At 43.2% G+C, this 18,034-nt stretch carries 20 protein-coding genes; 11 read left to right on the top strand and 9 right to left on the bottom strand.

Features of this window, described 5'->3' with window-relative positions; translation table 11 throughout:
• Positions 1-121 precede the first annotated feature (121 nt).
• The 5 genes from G4407_RS10775 to G4407_RS10755 all read right to left on the bottom strand — a co-directional run bounded on the left by G4407_RS10775 (position 122) and on the right by G4407_RS10755 (position 4,348).
• The gene (locus tag G4407_RS10775; protein ID WP_173688872.1) at positions 122-607 is read right to left on the bottom strand and encodes a gamma carbonic anhydrase family protein; all 486 of its coding nucleotides are present in this window, start codon (positions 605-607) and stop codon (positions 122-124) included.
• Positions 608-639: 32 nt separating this feature from the next.
• On the bottom strand, positions 640-2,478 hold the full coding sequence (locus tag G4407_RS10770) for a Na/Pi cotransporter family protein (RefSeq protein WP_173688871.1): 1,839 nt from the start codon (positions 2,476-2,478) through the stop codon (positions 640-642).
• A gap of 182 nt (positions 2,479-2,660) precedes the next feature.
• Complete coding sequence (bilS, locus tag G4407_RS10765; RefSeq protein WP_173688870.1) at positions 2,661-3,191, bottom strand: flavodoxin family protein BilS; 531 nt, start codon at positions 3,189-3,191, stop codon at positions 2,661-2,663.
• A gap of 20 nt (positions 3,192-3,211) precedes the next feature.
• On the bottom strand, positions 3,212-3,931 hold the full coding sequence (locus G4407_RS10760) for a J domain-containing protein (protein ID WP_173688869.1): 720 nt from the start codon (positions 3,929-3,931) through the stop codon (positions 3,212-3,214).
• Positions 3,932-3,952: 21 nt separating this feature from the next.
• Positions 3,953-4,348: a zinc ribbon domain-containing protein gene (locus tag G4407_RS10755; RefSeq protein ID WP_173688868.1), complete on the bottom strand. Its 396-nt coding sequence runs from the start codon at positions 4,346-4,348 to the stop codon at positions 3,953-3,955.
• Between the two features lie 232 nt (positions 4,349-4,580).
• On the opposite strand from G4407_RS10755, the gene srtB reads away from it, so the two are divergent.
• From srtB to dnaB, 10 genes are all read left to right on the top strand, one after another.
• Positions 4,581-5,411: a class B sortase gene (gene srtB / locus G4407_RS10750; RefSeq protein ID WP_173688867.1), complete on the top strand. Its 831-nt coding sequence runs from the start codon at positions 4,581-4,583 to the stop codon at positions 5,409-5,411.
• A 15-nt stretch (positions 5,412-5,426) separates the two neighbouring features.
• A complete protein-coding gene (locus tag G4407_RS10745; RefSeq protein WP_173688866.1) occupies positions 5,427-5,621 on the top strand; it encodes a DUF951 domain-containing protein in 195 nt (64 codons plus the stop codon).
• Between the two features lie 100 nt (positions 5,622-5,721).
• Positions 5,722-6,009, top strand: a complete 288-nt coding sequence (gene rpsF, locus G4407_RS10740; protein ID WP_008368913.1) for a 30S ribosomal protein S6 — start codon at positions 5,722-5,724, stop codon at positions 6,007-6,009.
• Between the two features lie 13 nt (positions 6,010-6,022).
• Entirely contained in the window at positions 6,023-6,463 is a 441-nt protein-coding gene (locus tag G4407_RS10735) for a single-stranded DNA-binding protein (RefSeq protein WP_055155542.1), read from the top strand.
• A gap of 21 nt (positions 6,464-6,484) precedes the next feature.
• Positions 6,485-6,748, top strand: coding sequence for a 30S ribosomal protein S18 (gene rpsR / locus G4407_RS10730; RefSeq protein ID WP_008368909.1), 264 nt, complete (start codon positions 6,485-6,487; stop codon positions 6,746-6,748).
• A gap of 208 nt (positions 6,749-6,956) precedes the next feature.
• Positions 6,957-7,880: a sugar phosphate nucleotidyltransferase gene (locus tag G4407_RS10725; protein ID WP_173688865.1), complete on the top strand. Its 924-nt coding sequence runs from the start codon at positions 6,957-6,959 to the stop codon at positions 7,878-7,880.
• A gap of 142 nt (positions 7,881-8,022) precedes the next feature.
• Complete coding sequence (gene galE, locus G4407_RS10720; protein WP_022221100.1) at positions 8,023-9,039, top strand: UDP-glucose 4-epimerase GalE; 1,017 nt, start codon at positions 8,023-8,025, stop codon at positions 9,037-9,039.
• Positions 9,040-9,153: 114 nt separating this feature from the next.
• Positions 9,154-11,202, top strand: coding sequence for a DHH family phosphoesterase (locus tag G4407_RS10715; RefSeq protein WP_173688864.1), 2,049 nt, complete (start codon positions 9,154-9,156; stop codon positions 11,200-11,202).
• 1 nt (position 11,203) lies between these two features.
• Complete coding sequence (rplI, locus tag G4407_RS10710; protein ID WP_173688863.1) at positions 11,204-11,650, top strand: 50S ribosomal protein L9; 447 nt, start codon at positions 11,204-11,206, stop codon at positions 11,648-11,650.
• 13 nt (positions 11,651-11,663) lie between these two features.
• The gene (dnaB, locus tag G4407_RS10705; RefSeq protein ID WP_055155539.1) at positions 11,664-13,019 is read left to right on the top strand and encodes a replicative DNA helicase; all 1,356 of its coding nucleotides are present in this window, start codon (positions 11,664-11,666) and stop codon (positions 13,017-13,019) included.
• 60 nt (positions 13,020-13,079) lie between these two features.
• Here dnaB and G4407_RS10700 read toward each other — a convergent pair whose 3' ends face one another.
• Both G4407_RS10700 and G4407_RS10695 read right to left on the bottom strand, forming a co-directional pair.
• The gene (locus G4407_RS10700; RefSeq protein ID WP_173688862.1) at positions 13,080-13,691 is read right to left on the bottom strand and encodes a helix-turn-helix domain-containing protein; all 612 of its coding nucleotides are present in this window, start codon (positions 13,689-13,691) and stop codon (positions 13,080-13,082) included.
• A gap of 233 nt (positions 13,692-13,924) precedes the next feature.
• Positions 13,925-14,095, bottom strand: a complete 171-nt coding sequence (locus tag G4407_RS10695; protein ID WP_008368888.1) for a DUF362 domain-containing protein — start codon at positions 14,093-14,095, stop codon at positions 13,925-13,927.
• A gap of 346 nt (positions 14,096-14,441) precedes the next feature.
• Between G4407_RS10695 and G4407_RS10690 the strand changes: the two genes are divergently transcribed.
• A complete protein-coding gene (locus G4407_RS10690) occupies positions 14,442-15,662 on the top strand; it encodes a substrate-binding domain-containing protein (RefSeq protein ID WP_173688861.1) in 1,221 nt (406 codons plus the stop codon).
• Between the two features lie 243 nt (positions 15,663-15,905).
• Here G4407_RS10690 and G4407_RS10685 read toward each other — a convergent pair whose 3' ends face one another.
• Both G4407_RS10685 and G4407_RS10680 read right to left on the bottom strand, forming a co-directional pair.
• Positions 15,906-17,318 carry a sensor histidine kinase gene (locus G4407_RS10685; RefSeq protein ID WP_173688860.1) on the bottom strand — a complete coding sequence of 471 codons (1,413 nt, stop codon included), beginning with the start codon at positions 17,316-17,318 and terminating at the stop codon, positions 15,906-15,908.
• Positions 17,318-18,019 carry a response regulator transcription factor gene (locus G4407_RS10680; protein WP_173688859.1) on the bottom strand — a complete coding sequence of 234 codons (702 nt, stop codon included), beginning with the start codon at positions 18,017-18,019 and terminating at the stop codon, positions 17,318-17,320. Before G4407_RS10680 ends, G4407_RS10685 begins: the two co-directional genes overlap by 1 nt.
• Between the last annotated feature and the right edge of the window lie 15 nt (positions 18,020-18,034).

Here is an 18,034-nt window from a genome sequence, read left to right as displayed (position 1 = left end):
CTGACGATACAAAAATTTATTATTTTTTATTGTCCTCTTGACAGGTAGCACACCAAAATCCAATGTAAAAGATTTTCAATCCCCTTTTTTGTATGCGCGGAGACATATTTTATACAAAATTCTATTCAAACTGTTCGGTCGATAATGCAACATAATCCGCAGCATTTTTATAAATCGACTGGATTTCCGCCTCGGTGAGAGGTCTTTTTACTTTCGCCGGGCTTCCGATAACCAGCATTCCATCCGGAATAACTGTGTTCTGAGTAACCAGACTTCCGGCACCGATCAGGCAATGCTTTCCAATCTTTGCACCGTTTAAAATCGTACTTCCCATCCCGATCAGAGACGCGTCGCCAATTGTACAGCCGTGGATCACACAGTTGTGACCAACAGTGACATCATCACCGATAACGGTCGGAAAACCGTAATCTACATGGACGGTGCTGTTATCCTGGATATTGCTGCGCCTGCCAATCGTGATCGACGCCTCGTCTCCACGGACGACTGCGTAATAGAATACGCTTGAGTCAGCACCAATTGTAACATCGCCGAGAATAACGGACTGACTGGCAATGTGCGCCTGTGGTGAAATATTTAAAGAAGACATTTTCTCTGGCATCCTTTCTGGTAGTGCGATCGCTATTTTACTTCTTGGGCAGTATCAGCGGCGGTTGCTTTTGCAGCTGTGTTTGTATCCTGTTCCGCTTCCGGCTGATACTCATTGATATTATATTTCTGCTCATAATAATCAAAGGTGGATACATAAGTGTTGTCTTTCAGTTTCCGTACACTCTTAGTGTATTCGTGCATATCGAAATTGGAAGAATCCAGTTCCAGGATTGCAACGGCAATGTTAGAACAGTGGGCTGCAATACGATCATAGTTGGTGAGCAGGTCGTTAAATGCAAATCCGGTGTTCAGATCACACTGCCCGTTACGGAGCCTTTTAATATGACGCATTTTCAAATCGTTGCATAAAATACCGATCAGTTCGCGAAGCGGTTCCACTTTGGCAGCATTTACAAGGTCTTCATCTACAAATGAATTGATCGTGAGATCAAGGAGTTCTTTTAATGCGGATTCAAGAACATGAAGCTCGTATTTGGCTGCATCTGAAAAAATACGTGATTTTTCATGAAGTTCCTGTGCAACACGGGAAATATTGACTGCATGGTCACCCAGACGTTCAAAATCACTGATCGTATGAAGGAACTTGGCGGTCTGTTTGGACTGCTCCGGTGTCAGGTCATGCATATTGAGCTGCATCAGATAGGTTCCCAGTTTATCTTCGTATTTGTCGATCAGATTTTCCTTTTCCTGAACTTTGTTGAACTTATTATCTGAAAAATCTTTCAGCAGTGCAAGGGCGCGGCGGATATTTTTGTATGCTTTCTTTGCCATTCCGTTGACTGCAAGCTGGCTCTGTGTGATTGCCAGTGGCGGATAATTGAGGAAACGTTCCTCAAGAAGATCAAAATCTGCCTGCTCTTCGTTGTCTTCATCGGTATCTTTAATAAGGAAGAAGACAAGTTTTTCAATCTTGCCGATAAATGGAGCAAGAACAAGGATCGTCAGAAGCCGGAATACCGTATTCAAAAGTGCCACACGGAAAGGTGACATAATTTCACCCATAAACGGGAAATGCACGATGGCATTTGCAGAATAGAATACGATGGACCAGAAAATCATTCCAAATAAATCGTTCAGCAGATAGATCAGAGCAGTACGCTTTCCGTTCTTGTTCGTTCCGATTGAGGAAAGAAGAACCGGACATGCAGCGCCAACGCCGATACCCATTGTGATCGGAAGTGCAGCTGCAAAGGTGATCGATCCGGTAATGGACAGTGCCTGGAGGATACCTACAGAAGCAGAAGCGCTCTGCAAAACTGCTGTAAATACGATCCCGACAAGGATTCCCATAAATGGATTCGTGAACATGGTCAGAAGTCTGACGAAATGCGGATTCTCTTTCAGAGGAGAGACAGCACCGCTCATGGTCTGCATCCCGATCATCAGGATCGCAAAGCCAAGCATGATGTCACCGATATCAGAATACGGTTTTTTCTTGATAAATGTACGGAAAATAATTCCGATGATTGCTACGATTGCAGAGATTGTAGCGGTGGATAAAAGCTGCGCGATTCCGCTGGAACCATCAATGTAGGAGAGACATAAGATCCATCCGGTGATACTGGTTCCGATGTTGGCACCCATGATGATACCAATTGCCTGTGCAACCTTCATCATACCAGAGTTTACAAATCCGACTACCATAACTGTCGTTGCAGAGGATGACTGAATGATAGCGGTTACGACAGTACCCAGCAGAAGTCCTTTCAGAGGAGTATTGGTCAGCCTGTATAAAATAAGTTCAAGCTTATTGCCGGCAACTTTCTTCAGACTGTCGCCCATCAGTGACATACCGTATAAAAACAGTGCTACCCCACTGAGCAATGACAAAACCATTGTAATTCCCATAATTTTGTTTTCCTTTTCTTTAAGCATTAGTTTACATTTTGTCGCAAAAAAAATATCGTACAGCTACTTTAAATATGAAAAGTCTGCATGCAGATCACACAAAGTGACGCTATACGACACCTTTATTATATAACAAGAAAGTTTCCATAGGTAGACTGAAACGATATTTTTTTACACTTTTTTTACACAGACTTAACTCTTTCTATACATTCGGTAGCAAAACGAGCCGCATTTTCAAGGTCTGTGGGTGTCGGATGAATCATTGCTTCGTCAAAATTCTGTAATTGCCGGCGGATTTGCTGGCAATCGCAATCTTCTGGTGTGTTCAGCAAAGATTCATATTTTTGACGGACAGTAAGTGGCATTTTCCCCTGGCAGATAAAAGAACCAAGATAACGATTGTCGTCTTCAAGCCAGATCCGGACACTGGATGCAATCTTTTTGTAGTATTTCGGGCTGTTCCCTGCACCGCAGGTTCCAAAGAGAGCGACGGATTTGTCCGACAGACCGGAAAGGAAGTTGCCGATCTCGAGGCTGCAGGTTCCGCGGTGAACACAGAAACCGACAAAATAAATTTTGGCTTCTGGGAAATCGGTACGTTCATGAAGATTTATCAGATCTTTGGACATCCCCGGAAGGGATGCGAAAATTTCTGTTGCTATTTTTTTTGTATTTCCTGTCTCACTGTCATAGACAACAAGATAATCTAACATATAGTATTTCCTCCTGTCATTTAGTGGTATGTATAAGGAGAACCGCAGAAGAATCCACCGCCGCCACAGCAGAGATTGCACATGATGTTGGCAATGCAGAGCTTCACGCAGAAATCATTGTTGATCGTTGGTGTGCCGCCATACATTGTCTGCTGTGTACGATACCAGCTTCCACCATTTTCAAGACGGCTGACAAGGGACTGGTATTGATAGTTGGACGGCTCCAGGCGAAGTGCTTCTTTGGCGTGCTCCAGGGCGAGGACATTATTGCCCATGCCGGAATTGGCGATAGAGCTGTAATAGTACCATCTGGCAGAACGGTCGTTGATCCCTGAAAGGACATTTAAAGCTTCTTTATAATGGCCACTGTTCAGATAATTGGCTGCGGCGCGCAGATGAATATCTTCTTCTGTCTCGGTTGTCTGCTGATTCTGATTGGTATACTGACCGTAGAAACCGCCGAATGGACCAAAACCGCCGAAACCTCCGTATCCGCTTCCGGTATCGCCATAACCTCCGGAGCCTGTTCCGGTATATCCGGAAGCACCCATTTCTTTTCCCTTCATGATCTGCTGGTAAGCCTGCTGGATTTCTTTGAATTTGGCTTCTGCCTGATCTTTATTTGGATTGTTGATATTGGCATCCGGATGATAAATACGGCTTAATTTGCGGTAGGCTTTCTTGATCTCCTCGTCGGAAGCATCCCGTGAAACGCCGAGTATTGAGTAAGGATCCTGCATAATTGATTATTCTCCTGATCGTTAGCTTTTTTTGATAAAAGTAGTCTGGCATTTTGGACAGCGGATCTCAATTTTACCTTTTCCCTTTGGAACACGGATCTTCTGTTTGCAGTTTGGACACTTGTAAATGTGGTGTGTCTTGCGCTGCGTTGCCATATACTTCTGTTTTGCAAAAAATCCACGGATCTTTGAAGTGTGCTGGAGAAACTTCTGGTTTTCCAGTGCACGCTTGTAGGTCTGGCGTGAAAATATGCGATAGTAAGAGTATATCACGAATGCCCATCCAATTACATAAAAAATACGAAAATGGAAGATGCTTGTGATCAGCATCAGAATTACGCCGCTCCATAAGAGAAATTTGCCGAAGGTATCTACTCCGTACCTTCCATACATAAAACGCATCAGTTTTTCTTTCATAATGTTCACCCAATCTTTTTTATTTTTATAGAATATGATACTATACGATGGTTTACATTGTACGCCTGCACACACAAAAATCAATAAACTCTCTATTAAAAAACTCTAAAAAGTATGTTATACTGCTGATATCGTGAAAATATAAAAGAAAATAGGACTTCCGGGATTGCTGGAATTGCATGGCAATGGAGCAATCCGGGAACATCATATATAAAAAGCAGAGGAGGAAATTATGGGACGGAAAGAACATGACCGGGATGAAAAGCATTCCAGGCGTGACCGGCGCAAGAAAAAAGGTGGAATCATCAGTACGGTCATTTTGATCGTTGCAATCTGTGTGTTTGCATTTTCTGCCTTTCAGCTGTATAAAATCTTTAACGGATATCACAAAGGGGAAAGTGAGTATGATGATCTGGTAAAGCTTGCGGTTACGGAAGATAAGGGAGAGCAGGAGAACGGGACGGACGATCAGGATGGAAGCAGATTTTCCGTGGATTTCGATGCGCTCAGACAGATCAATCCGGATGTGGTTGCATGGATCCGTTTTGATGAACCGGCGGTTATCAATTATCCGGTTGTGCAGGGAAGTGATAATTCAGAATATCTGAGTAAGACATTCAAGGGATATGACAATACCGTAGGAACGATTTTTGTAAATGCTTATAATCATGCGGATTTTAATGACAGAAACACGATCATTTACGGACATTATATGTATAATGGAACGATGTTTAATGAGCTGGAGCAGTATCACGAAAAAAGTTTCCGGGAAAAATACCCTTACTTCTATATTTATACACCGGATGGCAATGTGGCTACTTATCAGATTTATTCTGTTGGAGTGGTAAAAGATACTTCCGAAGGCTATACATATCAGTTCGCAGATGATGCGGCGTTTGCATCCTTCCTTGAAGCAACGAAGGCGTCTTCTTTATATGATACAGGTGTGGAAGTGGGAAATGATTCGCAGATCGTGACGCTGTCCACCTGTACACGGGAGGGAAATGATGACAGAACGATCGTGCACGGTGTCAGGGTAAATGTACAGCCGGCAGGAAAATAAAAGAGGAGTAAAGAGATGGAAGCAGAAGCAAAATTTGAAGTCGGAGATGTGATCCGGATGAAAAAACCGCATCCGTGCGGAAGCTCAGAGTGGGAGATCCTGAGAGTAGGAGCGGATTTTCGTCTGAAATGTCAGGGGTGCGGACACCAGGTAATGGTACCGCGCAGACTGGTTGAAAAAAATACAAAAGAAATAAGAAAAAAGGCTTGAAACAAAGCCTGAATTATGATATCATACCAACTTGTGATATATTATTTATCCTTGTTCCCGGCGAATCCGGGAGCCAAAAGACCATAAGGAGGTGCAGGACATGAGCAAATATGAATTAGCAGTTGTTGTCAGCGCAAAACTCGAAGACGACGCCAGAGCAGAAGTAATCGAAAAGGTGAAAGCACTTGTTACACGTTTCGGTGGTAACATTACTGACGTTGACGAATGGGGAAAGAAGAGATTAGCTTACGAAATCCAGAAGATGAAAGAAGCTTACTACTACTTCATTCACTTTGAATCTGAAACAACAACACCAGGCGAAATCGAAGAAAGAATTCGTATCATGGATGGTGTAATCAGATATTTATGCGTGAAACAGGAAGCTTAGAAAGAGGCAACGTATGAATAAAGTAGTTTTAATGGGACGTCTGACAAGAGATCCTGAAGTGAGATATTCACAAGGTGAGAACGCTCTCGCTATTGCAAGATATACATTAGCTGTAGACCGCAGATTCAAGCGCGATGGAGAACAGACCGCAGATTTTATTAACTGTGTTGTGTTCGGAAAGAGTGCTGAATTTACAGAACGTTATTTCCGTCAGGGAATGCGCGTAGTGGTTTGCGGAAGAATCCAGACCGGAAGCTATACCAACAGGGATGGTGTAAAGGTCTATACAACAGAAGTTGTTGTTGAGGAACAGGAATTCGCAGAAAGTAAGAATGCTAGCAGTGCTAATACACAGTCTTATCAGGCAGCCCCGGCACCGGCGCCAAGCGCTGATGCAGGTGACGGTTTCATGAACATTCCGGATGGAATTGATGAGGAGTTACCGTTTAATTAAGGTTGAAAGGAGATGTGTACAATGGCATTCGAAAAAGGAAACAGACCGGATTCTCCAATGAAGAGAAGAGGCGGACGCAGAAGAAAAAAAGTTTGTGTATTCTGTGGTAAAGAAAACAACGAAATCGATTACAAAGATACAGCAAAATTAAAGAAATATGTTTCTGAGAGAGGAAAAATCCTTCCGAGAAGAATCACAGGAAACTGTGCAAAACATCAGAGAGCTCTTACAGTAGCAATCAAGAGAGCAAGACATATCGCTTTAATGCCATACGTTCAGGATTAATCGAATATGATCAGAACAGGATTTCCATTTTGGAAGTCCTGTTTTTTTATTTCCTAGGAAATAAAAGGCACTGCGTGCCGGAGATGCGCACTCGCACATTCTTTTTTACTATCTTTCTGTCCGGCAGACGATTGAAAAAGCAGTCGTTTGGGGTTAGAATAAGAAAGACAAAGTTTTGAAATCTAAAAAAGAATTGGAGAATCAAATTATGAAAAAACCAGTTTTAGTAATTATGGCAGCGGGAATGGGAAGCCGTTATGGCGGACTTAAACAGATCGATCCGGTTGATAAAGAGGGACACATCATCATGGATTTTTCTCTGTTTGATGCAAAAAGAGCCGGATTCGAGAAGGTTATTTTTATTATAAAGAAAGAAAATGAAGACAGTTTCAGAGAAGCAGTAGGAAACCGTATGGCAAAATATATGGAGGTTTCTTATGTATTTCAGGATATCAACAACATTCCGGAAGGTTTTGAAGTTCCGGAAGGCAGAGTGAAACCGTGGGGAACCGGACATGCAGTCCTCAGCTGCATTGATGAGATCGACGGACCGTTTGCTGTTATCAATGCAGATGATTATTATGGAAGACATGCGTTTGAAACAATTTATAATTATCTGTCCGAACATGAGGATGATGACAGGTATCGTTATGCGATGGTCGGATATCTTCTGAAGAATACAGTAACAGACAATGGCCATGTGGCAAGAGGAATCTGTACGACCAATGAAGAGGGTGAACTGGTAAATATTACAGAAAGAACCCGCATTGAGAAGCGTGACGGTAAGATTGCGTTTACTGAAAATGATGGCGAAACCTGGGAAAATTTACCAGAGGATACACTGGTTTCTATGAATATGTGGGGATTTACGAGAAGCATCCTGGACGAGCTGAAAGCAGAATTTCCACAGTTCCTGAAGAAAGGACTTACTGAAAATCCGATGAAATGTGAATATTTCCTGCCGGCAGTCGTAAGCAATCTTCTGGAGGCAGACCGCGCAACAGCAGCGGTTCTTCCGTCTACAGACAAATGGTACGGCGTAACTTATAAAGAAGACAAACCGGTTGTCGTAGAAGCGATCCGGAATCTGAAAAAAGAAGGTCTTTATCCGGAAAATCTCTGGGAAGAGTAGAGATATGTTAAAATTTAGTAAATAGTTCGCTTGATTTACTAAAAAATATAAAAAATTTAGTAAAAACACTTCCATATAGGCAGGATGTGTGCTATAGTGTGTAAAGAAAAGTAAATGATTCTAATTTCAGGAGGAAAAAATCATGGCAATTTTAGTAACAGGCGGAGCCGGATTTATCGGCAGTCACACATGTGTAGAGATGCTGAATGCAGGATATGAAGTTATTGTAGTAGATAATCTTTGCAATGCTTCTGAAGAAGCAATCAGACGTGTAGAGAAGATCACCGGCAAGAACGTTACATTTTATAAAGCAGATATCAGAGATAAAGAAGCACTGGATCAGATTTTTGACAAAGAAAGTGTAGAATGCGTCATTCATTTCGCAGGACTTAAAGCAGTCGGAGAATCTGTTGCAAAGCCACTTGAATATTATCAGAACAATATTGCAGGTACACTTACACTCTGTGATGTTATGCGTAACCATAATGTGAAGAACATCATCTTCAGTTCTTCAGCAACGGTATATGGTGATCCGGCGTTTATCCCGATTACAGAAGAATGCCCGAAGGGAACCTGCACGAATCCTTATGGATGGACAAAATGGATGCTTGAGCAGATCCTGACAGACCTGCATAAGGCAGATCCGGAGTGGAATGTTGTTCTTCTTCGTTACTTCAACCCGATCGGCGCACATGAGAGCGGACTGATGGGAGAAGATCCGAAGGGTATCCCGAACAACCTGCTTCCATATATTGCACAGGTTGCAATCGGTAAACTGGAATGCCTGGGTGTATTTGGCGATGATTATGACACACCGGACGGAACAGGTGTGAGAGACTACATTCATGTAGTTGACCTTGCAATTGGACATGTAAAGGCGCTGAAGAAGATCCAGGAAAAATCAGGCGTAAGCATTTACAATCTTGGAACCGGAGTGGGATATTCAGTACTGGATGTATTGCATGCATTTGAAAAAGCATGTGGAAAAGAGATCCCTTACCAGATCAAGCCAAGAAGAGCCGGAGATATCGCAACATGCTACTGTAATGCAGAAAAAGCAAAGAATGAGCTCGGATGGGTTGCAGAACGCGGAATCGACAAGATGTGTGAGGATTCATGGAGATGGCAGACAATGAATCCGAATGGATACGAAGCTTAATAAAAGAAAGAAAAATGTGTCAGGGTGTACGTTGCCCCGGCACATTTTTTAGTTCCCTAATATCCGGAAAGGTGATATAATACAAATATCTATAGGTTTTAAGAGGGCTGAAAGATGAAAAAGGATATAAAGTTAAAGGGACAACTGAAATTATATATGCAATGGCCGGGAATTATGATTCTTTTCCTGATCCTGATGAATATCTGGATCTTCAGGATGGACCGAAAGGCCGGGCTGCTTATGGGCGCGTTTGTGCTGGTTTATGCAGTCGTCATTGGTATTATGTATTTTTACAACAAGTCTCTGATTCTGGCAGACATGGTAGAGTTTGCAGCGCAGTACGGGATTGTCCAGAATACACTTCTGAAGGAGCTTTCGATTCCGTATGCAATTTTACTGGATGATGGAAAAATCATCTGGACGAACACACAGTTCCGGGAAGTCCTTGGGACGACTATCCGGAAGGATACCTATCTGAGTAAATATATTCCGGAGTTGAACCGGGGTGTATTTCCAAAGGAAGACAATGAATCGGTAAGTCTGGAATTCAGTTATCTTGACAGAGATTATCAGGCTGAGATCCAGTGCGTATCGGTCGAAGGCTTCAGTGAGACAGAGCAGCTTCTGGAGATACCGGAGGAAAAGGAATATTTTATTGCGATACATCTTCAGGATGTGACAGAGCTGAACCGGTATATCCGTGCGAATGAAGAGCAGCGGCTGGTGGCCGGACTGGTTTATATTGATAACTATGAAGAGGTCATGGAAAGCGTCGAGGAAGTAAGGCAGTCTCTTCTGGTGGCACTGATCGACCGTAAGATCAACCAGTATATTGCGGATTTTTCCGGTATTGTGAAGAAGCTTGAGAAAGACAAATATTTTGTTGTGATCAAAAAAGAGAGCTTCAATCAAATGGAAAAAGACCGTTTTTCTTTACTTGATGAGGTAAAAGGAGTCAGTATCGGTAATCAGATTCCGGTTACACTAAGTATTGGGCTTGGACTCAGTACAGATACCTATGCTGCAGGATATAATTATGCCCGTATAGCGATCGATCTTGCACTTGCAAGAGGCGGAGATCAGGTAGTTGTGAAGAATAACAAGGGAATCAGCTATTATGGCGGAAAGCGTGAGCAGACTTCTAAGAATACCCGGGTAAAAGCAAGAGTAAAAGCAGAAGCACTCCGGGAGTTTATCACCGGAAAAGAGCGTGTGATCGTGATGGGACATAAGATGGCAGATGTGGATTCATTTGGTGCGGCAATCGGTATTTACCGGGCAGCAAGTGCGATGGAAAAGAAGGTCAATATTGTTCTGAACGATATTTCTGTGACACTCAGACCGCTTTATGAAGCATTTACTGATGATCCGAAGTATCCGGATGATCTGTTTGTGACTTCCCATGAGGCGGAGGAACTGGCAGATGACAATACGATGGTAGTTGTTGTTGATACCAATAAGCCAAAGATGACAGAATGTGAACGCCTGCTTCGTCTGACGAAGACGATTGCAGTTCTGGATCACCACAGACAGAGTGATGAAGTGATTGAGAATGCTGTCCTGTCGTATATCGAGCCATATGCTTCCTCGGCGTGTGAGATGGTAGCAGAGGTTCTCCAGTATATCGGCGATGATCTGCGTCTGAATTCCATGGAAGCGAACAGTATGTATGCAGGTATTCTGGTTGATACCAACAATTTCATGTCCAGAACAGGAGTCCGGACCTTTGAGGCAGCTGCGTACCTGAGAAGATGTGGCGCAGATGTTACTTATGTAAGAAAACTCCTCCGTGATGATATGGCATCTTACCGTGCAAAAGCTGCAGTAATCAGCAGTGCTGAGGTGTATCGGGATGTATTTGCGATCGCGCGAGGCGAACATCTGGGAATTGAAAGTCCCACCATCATTGGAGCACAGGCATCAAATGAGCTTCTCAACATTGAAGAGATCAAGGCTTCTTTTGTACTGACTGAATATAATGGTAAGATTTACATCAGTGCACGTTCTATTGATGAGATCAATGTACAGATCATTATGGAGCGGCTCGGCGGAGGCGGTCATATCAACACTGCCGGTGCCCAGTTCCCGTATTCCGATATGGAAAGAGCGATTGAAACTCTGAAAAAGACAATCGATATTATGATAGAAGAAGGAGATATTTAAGATGAAAGTTATTTTATTGGAAGATGTAAAATCCCTTGGGAAAAAAGGCGAGGTTGTAAATGTAAGTGACGGATATGCAAGAAACTTCATTTTCAAAAAAAACCTCGGACTGGAAGCAAATGGAAAGAATTTAAATGACTTAAAGCTTCAGAAACAGAATGAAGAAAAGGTTGCACAGGAGCATCTGGAAGCAGCGCAGGAGCTTGCAAAGAAATTAGAAGCAGCAAAAGTAGAACTCAAGATCAAGACCGGGGAAGGTGGAAGAACATTCGGTTCTGTGTCTTCAAAGGAAATTGCAATTGCAGTAAAAGAACAGCTTGGATATGATCTTGATAAGAAGAAGATCCAGATCAAAGAAGCGATCCGTACACCGGGAATGTATCTTGTACCGGTCAAGCTTCACCAGAAAGTGACTGCTGAATTAAAAGTGCACGTCGGGGAAGCTTAGGAGGATCTGAGACATGGATGAAGCACTCATTAAGAGAGTACCGCCACACAGCATAGAGGCAGAGCAGTCTGTTGTCGGAGCGATGCTGATGGACCGGGATGCGATTACAGTAGCTGCCGAGATCATTTGTGGAGACGACTTTTATCAAAAGGCATATGGTGTAATTTTTGATTCAGTGGTAGAACTTTTTAATGAGGGAAAACCTGTTGACCTGATTACACTGCAGAACCGTCTGCGTGAAAAAGCTGTTCCGGAAGAGATCAGTAGTCTTGAATTTGTCCGGGATCTGGTAACAGCAGTTCCAACCTCGGCAAATGTAAAGTATTATGCTGAGATCGTCTCTGAAAAAGCAACGTTGAGGCGTCTGATCAAGATGAATGAAGCGATTGCGGATGAATGTTATCAGGGGCAGGAGCCGCTGGAGGCGATCCTTGAAAGGACAGAGAAGCAGGTTTTTGAGCTGGTGCAGAACCGCGGAGGAAACGGTGAATACGTGCCGATCAAGCAGGTAGTATTAAATGCCCTTGAGAAAATTGAGAAAGCATCTAAGAGTAAGGGAACTGTTACAGGAATCCCGACTGGATTTATTGACCTGGATTACAAGACATCCGGTCTGCAGCCATCCGATCTGATCCTGGTCGCAGCCCGTCCTTCTATGGGTAAGACGGCGTTTGTACTGAACATTGCACAGCATGTGGCGTTTAAGCAGAACCGTACAGTTGCCATATTCAGTCTGGAAATGTCAAAGGAACAGCTGGTAAACCGTCTGTTCTCGCTGGAATCCTATGTAGATGCACAGCTTTTAAGAACCGGTAATCTGAAGGATTCCGACTGGGAAAAGCTGATCGAAGGTGCCGGAACAATTGGAAGATCGAACCTGATCATTGATGATACACCGGGTATTTCGATTTCGGAAATGCGTTCCAAATGCAGAAAATATAAAATGGAACATAATCTTGAGCTGATCATCATCGACTACCTGCAGTTGATGAGCGGAAGTGTTGGTGGACGTAATGAGTCCCGTCAGCAGGAAATTTCTGATATTTCCCGTTCCTTAAAAGCGCTTGCCCGGGAATTGAGTGTGCCGGTCATTGCGCTGTCACAGCTGAGCCGTGCGGTTGAGCAGAGACCAGATCACAGACCGATGCTTTCTGATCTGCGTGAGTCCGGGGCGATCGAGCAGGATGCCGACGTGGTTATGTTCATTTATCGAGATGATTATTATAATAAGGATACGGAGCATGTCAATGAGGCAGAGATCATTATTGCCAAACAGAGAAACGGTCCGATTGGAACCGTAACGCTTACATGGCTTCCGCAGTACACGAAATTTGCCAATTCAGAACGAAAAGTTGTGGATGGGGAATGAGAAATTATAAAATGAAAAAGACAGGGAACAGAATTAAAACTGTTCGCTGTCTTTTGATTTTTATGTGGTTTCGCCAAATAATTTCCGTAGGTAATGTCCGGCGGCAGGTTTTGAAGCTTCTTTCCGGAGCGCCTGCTGCTGACGAAGTAAATGATCAAGCTTCCGGTAACGGTCTTCTTCCAGACGTTCTTTTGCCTGTAAAAGAAAATCCATTTCCTTTGTTACTTTTTCAGATACGGATTTGCCGAGAGAACCCTCCAGGATCTGGTTGTTTTCCAAAAGAATTTTTCGGAGAGACTCTTCGAGCAGAGGCTGATAAACAGAAAGAGAAAGGTTGTCCGCTGTATTAACAGAAAGAGCCGGATCCTGGGGTTCAGCAACTTCGTTTATCGAAGCGGCAGCCTTTGGTGCATCCGATTTTCTGGCTTTCAGAAGTGCTTTTGTGCGAAGCATGTCCGGAAGGAGCTGTTTGATCTCCTTCAGGAGCAGTCCCTGTTCTTTGAGTTCTTTGATACAGCTAAAAAGCTGTATATCTTCTTCCGTATAGTGCCGATGTCCCATCTCAGTGCGTCCGATCGGAAGATCAAGCTCTTCCTCCCAGTAGCGAAGAACATGTGATTCTACGCCGACGTGTTTGGCGGCTTCTGAGATCATGTAATGAACGTCGCCCATACGATAACCCCCTTATTAAAATAAGTATGTGATATAGATTGAGTACAAGTCTATTGTAGCATAAGAAGAAGAGATGGAAAGAAAAATCGTTCGACAAATGTTGCAGAGGGAGAATGTCAGATAGGATGATGCTTACCGGATCTGTACCTGGTTCAGGCGTGTATATAAAAAGAGACGATCTTCAGATGAAAACCGTCTCTTTCTTAATGTCTTATTCAATCTACGTGTTCTGATTACTCAGCGCTGATTGCTCCTGTAGGACATGCTGATTCGCAAGCACCACAGTCAACACATGCAGAAGCATCGATCTGCATATGATCTGCACCCATAGAGATTGCTCCTACTGGACATTCGCTTTCGCAAGCTCCGCAGCTTACACATTCGTCTGAAATTACGTGTGCCATGATATGTATCCTCCTTGTTATTATGAAAAAATTAAAATCGATATGCCTTTCGCATACCCTTATTCTAATACAGAACATGAAAATATACAAGAGGAATTTATGCTTAAAAATAGATACAATTGAGTTAGAAATGTCAAACTAATAGCGTAAAATGGGCATTTCTTTGGTTAGAAATATAAAACCAAAAGGTTAGTAATATAAAACTTGCAAATGAAAACAAAAAGAATTTATGAAATCTTAAGAAATTTTTCTACCTTTCCCGGGCGATTTGGTGTATAGTGGGTACTGTATCATTTTATAACCAATAATGAAACTGATTTTAAGATAGAGAAAGTGGAGTGGATTTATGAAAAAAAGGTGGAGTATACTTTCGACTGTACTTTGTGTGGCACTTTTGACTGGTGGATGTGGAACTGGAAGCAAGAATGATGCAGGTACAGGAAAAAAGCAGACATTCAGTCATGAGACAAGGGAAGAGAATGAGCATCAGAGCAACCTGGATGTTTTACAGCCATCTGCATATGGCAATGTGCAGGGACTGGATCTGGAGAAAGGAAGTTCGATTTCTATTATAGGAAGAGGAAGTTCTTCCGCATACTGGAAAGCTGTTCAGGAAGGTGCAAAGCAGGCAGTAGCGGATATTAATACAAACCTGGGATATAAAGGGAATGATAAAGTAAAGCTTGTTTATTCTGCGCCGGAGACAGAGAATGATGTAGATGATCAGGTAAATATTCTGGATGAGGAGCTTGCACGGTATCCGGTTGCAGTCGGGATCGCAGCAGTTGATTCAGGGGCATGTGAGGTTCAGTTTGATCTTGCTGCAGAGAATGGGATCCCAATCGTAGCATTTGATTCCGGAACCGATTATCAGAATATTGTCTCCATGATCGATACAGATAATACAACCGCCGCCGCAACAGCAGCAAGTAAGCTTTGCAACAGTATCGGTGAGAGTGGCCAGATCCTAGTGATTGCACATGACTCCAAGTCTACTTCTTCTGAAAAAAGAGAGCAGGGATTTATACAGGAAGTGGAAAAGAATGATCCGGATGTGACGGTTGCAGAGATCTGGCATCTGGATGATCTGGATGCGATCACGAAAGAGATCAATGCAGATTCATCTGAAAAGAATTCCCAGGAGACTGCAGATAATGTGCAAAAAGCAGAGGAAGAGAACGCTGACAGCCGGGATACCCAGACGGCACAGCAGGATGCAATCAAGTATCTTCTTGAAAAGTATCCGGATGTAAAAGGAATTTTTGCAACCAATGAAACGGCAGCAGACCTTGTGGTGAATGTTCTGGACTCTATGGATAAAACAACAGGAGAAGACCGAATCAAGGTAGTGAGCTTTGACGGCGGGGAAGATCAGATGAAGCTTCTGGAAGACGGGAAGATTGATGGTCTGATCGTTCAGAATCCATACGGAATCGGCTATGCAACGGTTGTTGCCTGCGCAAGAGCAGTGCTTGGTCAGGGAAATGAAGCAACAGTAAGTACCGGATATACCTGGGTTACAAAAGATAATATGAATAAAGATTCGATTAAGAAGATGCTTTATTAGTAAGAAGAAATGTCTGGAATCCGTGGAAAATGGGTTTCAGACAATTTTATATAAAAACGGTTGTGACTGACATATTATTTATGCCGGCTACAACCGTTTCTTTTTATTTCATAGGAAATTCCAAAGGAACTTCCTATGAAATAAAAGGCACTGCGTGCCGGAGATGCGCACTCGCACGAAGATGAAGAATGTCGCAAGCGACCGCGCTCGGCGCGAGAATGTGCTGAGGCACATTCTTTCTTACTATTTTTTCATCAGTGGAAGGGAGAAGATAAATTCTGTTCCGACTCCCTCGGTACTGATCACATTGATATTTTCATTGTGTGCCTGAATAATTTCTTTTACGATCGAAAGCCCGAGTCCGGTTCCTTTTTTGTCTTTTCCGCGGGAGAGATCGCTTTTGTAAAAACGTTCCCATATTTTGTTGATACTTGATTTCGGAATGCCAATTCCATAATCTTTGACGGAAGTATATACTTTGTCACCGCGCGGTGTGGTTTCAATCGTGATCGTAGATTCCGGATTGCTGAATTTGATCGCGTTGTCCAGCAGATTGTACAGAACCTGCTGGATCTTGTGCCGGTCAGCATGTACATACAGGGTACGGGTTGCCAGAAGAAGTTCGATAGAAATTTTTTTGGCAGTGCAGGTACCTTCGAAAGAAGCTGCTGTGTTACGGATCACTTCGTGAATATCAAAATCTGTTTTATCAAGAAGAAGATCCTTCGTATCAAATTCATTTAATGTCAGCAGATCGCGTGTAAGGTCAGTAAGACGTTCTGTTTCAAATAAGATGATATTTAAGTATTTGCCCTGCATTTCAGGTGGGATCGTGCCATCCGCCATGGCTTCAACATAGCCTTTGATGGAAGTCAGGGGAGAACGGAAATCATGGGATACATTTGCCACAAATTTCTTCTGGTAATCCTCCATATCTTTTAGTTGGGAAGACATGTAGTTGAGAGATGCGGAAAGATATCCCATCTCATCCTGCGTATTAACCGGAATGACAACATCCAGATTGCCGGAAGCATACTGCTTTGCCGCATTCGTAATCTTGACGAGCGGGCGGTAGATCAGAAAATGTACACCCAGCAAAATAATGAATGAGAGCACATAAATGATCAGAATCACGATATACGTGTTACGCATCAGAACAGAATGTGCGTCTGTGATCTGCGAGTAAGGCTTATGTACAAGCAGATATCCGCGGGTTGAAAATTTCTCTGTGACCGGAGCGATCACGGTGATCATTTCTGAGTTGAAGTACCCATGATAATCACCGGTCAGATAAGTGGAGCCGCCGGATTCGGCAGGATCAAAATTTTCAATCCGGGAAGGGGCATAGGATACATCGCCGGATTTGGCAGATGCAAGCAAAGATCCCTCGTTATCAACAAACCAGATATCTGAATTCAGATAATCGCTCATACCATTGAGCTGTGTATAAACATCTGCCAGGGTAATGGTTTCGGAAAAATAGTCCGGCAGATAATTGGATGCAAGCAGATTTGCCGACTGATACATATTGCCGGAAATGCTGCTTTCCAGATAGTGGGTTGTCAGTGTGGATGACAGGGATGCCACCGTAAAAATACTTAAAAATCCGAGAATAATATATAAGAGGATAAATTTAAGGTAAAGGGTACTTTTCATTACTTCACCTCAAATTTGTAACCGATTCCCCAGACGGTACTAAGTCCCCAGGAAGGATGATCCTTGATCTTCTCGCGCAGACGCTTAATATGAACATCAACGGTACGGGTGTCGCCGACATACTCATAGCCCCAGATCTGGTCAAGGAGCTGCTCGCGTGTGAATACCTGGTTTGGTGAGGAGGCGAGAAAATACAAAAGCTCCAGTTCTTTTGGCGGCATATCTACATTCTTACCATCAACGGTTACTGCGTAATTGGTAAGATTGATCTCGATTCCCGGATAGTCAACAACCTTTCCGCGGCTGGCGGCAGGAACTTCTGGTTTGGCAGGCTGATAGCGTCTGAGTACCGCTTTTACTCTTGCGACAAGCTCCTTGGAATCGAATGGTTTTAAGACGTAATCATCAGCACCAAGCTCCAGACCGAGCACCTTGTCAAATACCTCTCCTTTTGCGGAAAGCATAATGATTGGGGTGTTGTGCTTACTGCGGATCTCGCGACAGACCTGATAGCCGTCGATGCCCGGAAGCATCAGATCGAGCAGCATCAGGTTTGGCTGATAGGATTCAAATGCGGTAAGTGCTTCTTCCCCGTCGTGTACGATCATCGTATCGAAGCATTCCTTTGTAAGGTAGAGAGAAATCAGTTCTGCAATATTCTCGTCGTCATCTACAATTAAGATTTTCTGTTTAGTCACCATGATAGTTCCCCCAAT

Origin of the sequence: Allocoprococcus comes (genome assembly GCF_013300725.1) — a bacterium.
Classification (GTDB): Bacteria; Bacillota; Clostridia; order Lachnospirales; family Lachnospiraceae; genus Allocoprococcus; species Allocoprococcus comes_A.
This window is presented reverse-complemented; position numbering and strand designations above follow the sequence as displayed.

Bases quoted from the DNA above. Each gene is read 5' to 3' on its own strand.
- G4407_RS10690 (WP_173688861.1), top strand. From the start codon at position 14,442: ATGAAAAAAAGGTGGAGTATACTTTCGACTGTACTTTGTGTGGCACTT.
- G4407_RS10680 (WP_173688859.1), bottom strand. From the start codon at position 18,019: ATGGTGACTAAACAGAAAATCTTAATTGTAGATGACGACGAGAATATT.
- rplI (WP_173688863.1), top strand. From the start codon at position 11,204: ATGAAAGTTATTTTATTGGAAGATGTAAAATCCCTTGGGAAAAAAGGC.
- G4407_RS10770 (WP_173688871.1), bottom strand. From the start codon at position 2,478: ATGGGAATTACAATGGTTTTGTCATTGCTCAGTGGGGTAGCACTGTTT.
- rpsR (WP_008368909.1), top strand. From the start codon at position 6,485: ATGGCATTCGAAAAAGGAAACAGACCGGATTCTCCAATGAAGAGAAGA.
- G4407_RS10760 (WP_173688869.1), bottom strand. From the start codon at position 3,931: ATGCAGGATCCTTACTCAATACTCGGCGTTTCACGGGATGCTTCCGAC.
- G4407_RS10725 (WP_173688865.1), top strand. From the start codon at position 6,957: ATGAAAAAACCAGTTTTAGTAATTATGGCAGCGGGAATGGGAAGCCGT.
- bilS (WP_173688870.1), bottom strand. From the start codon at position 3,191: ATGTTAGATTATCTTGTTGTCTATGACAGTGAGACAGGAAATACAAAA.
- galE (WP_022221100.1), top strand. From the start codon at position 8,023: ATGGCAATTTTAGTAACAGGCGGAGCCGGATTTATCGGCAGTCACACA.
- srtB (WP_173688867.1), top strand. From the start codon at position 4,581: ATGGGACGGAAAGAACATGACCGGGATGAAAAGCATTCCAGGCGTGAC.
- G4407_RS10775 (WP_173688872.1), bottom strand. From the start codon at position 607: ATGTCTTCTTTAAATATTTCACCACAGGCGCACATTGCCAGTCAGTCC.
- G4407_RS10685 (WP_173688860.1), bottom strand. From the start codon at position 17,318: ATGAAAAGTACCCTTTACCTTAAATTTATCCTCTTATATATTATTCTC.
- G4407_RS10715 (WP_173688864.1), top strand. From the start codon at position 9,154: ATGAAAAAGGATATAAAGTTAAAGGGACAACTGAAATTATATATGCAA.
- G4407_RS10755 (WP_173688868.1), bottom strand. From the start codon at position 4,348: ATGAAAGAAAAACTGATGCGTTTTATGTATGGAAGGTACGGAGTAGAT.
- G4407_RS10745 (WP_173688866.1), top strand. From the start codon at position 5,427: ATGGAAGCAGAAGCAAAATTTGAAGTCGGAGATGTGATCCGGATGAAA.
- rpsF (WP_008368913.1), top strand. From the start codon at position 5,722: ATGAGCAAATATGAATTAGCAGTTGTTGTCAGCGCAAAACTCGAAGAC.
- G4407_RS10735 (WP_055155542.1), top strand. From the start codon at position 6,023: ATGAATAAAGTAGTTTTAATGGGACGTCTGACAAGAGATCCTGAAGTG.
- dnaB (WP_055155539.1), top strand. From the start codon at position 11,664: ATGGATGAAGCACTCATTAAGAGAGTACCGCCACACAGCATAGAGGCA.
- G4407_RS10700 (WP_173688862.1), bottom strand. From the start codon at position 13,691: ATGGGCGACGTTCATTACATGATCTCAGAAGCCGCCAAACACGTCGGC.
- G4407_RS10695 (WP_008368888.1), bottom strand. From the start codon at position 14,095: ATGGCACACGTAATTTCAGACGAATGTGTAAGCTGCGGAGCTTGCGAA.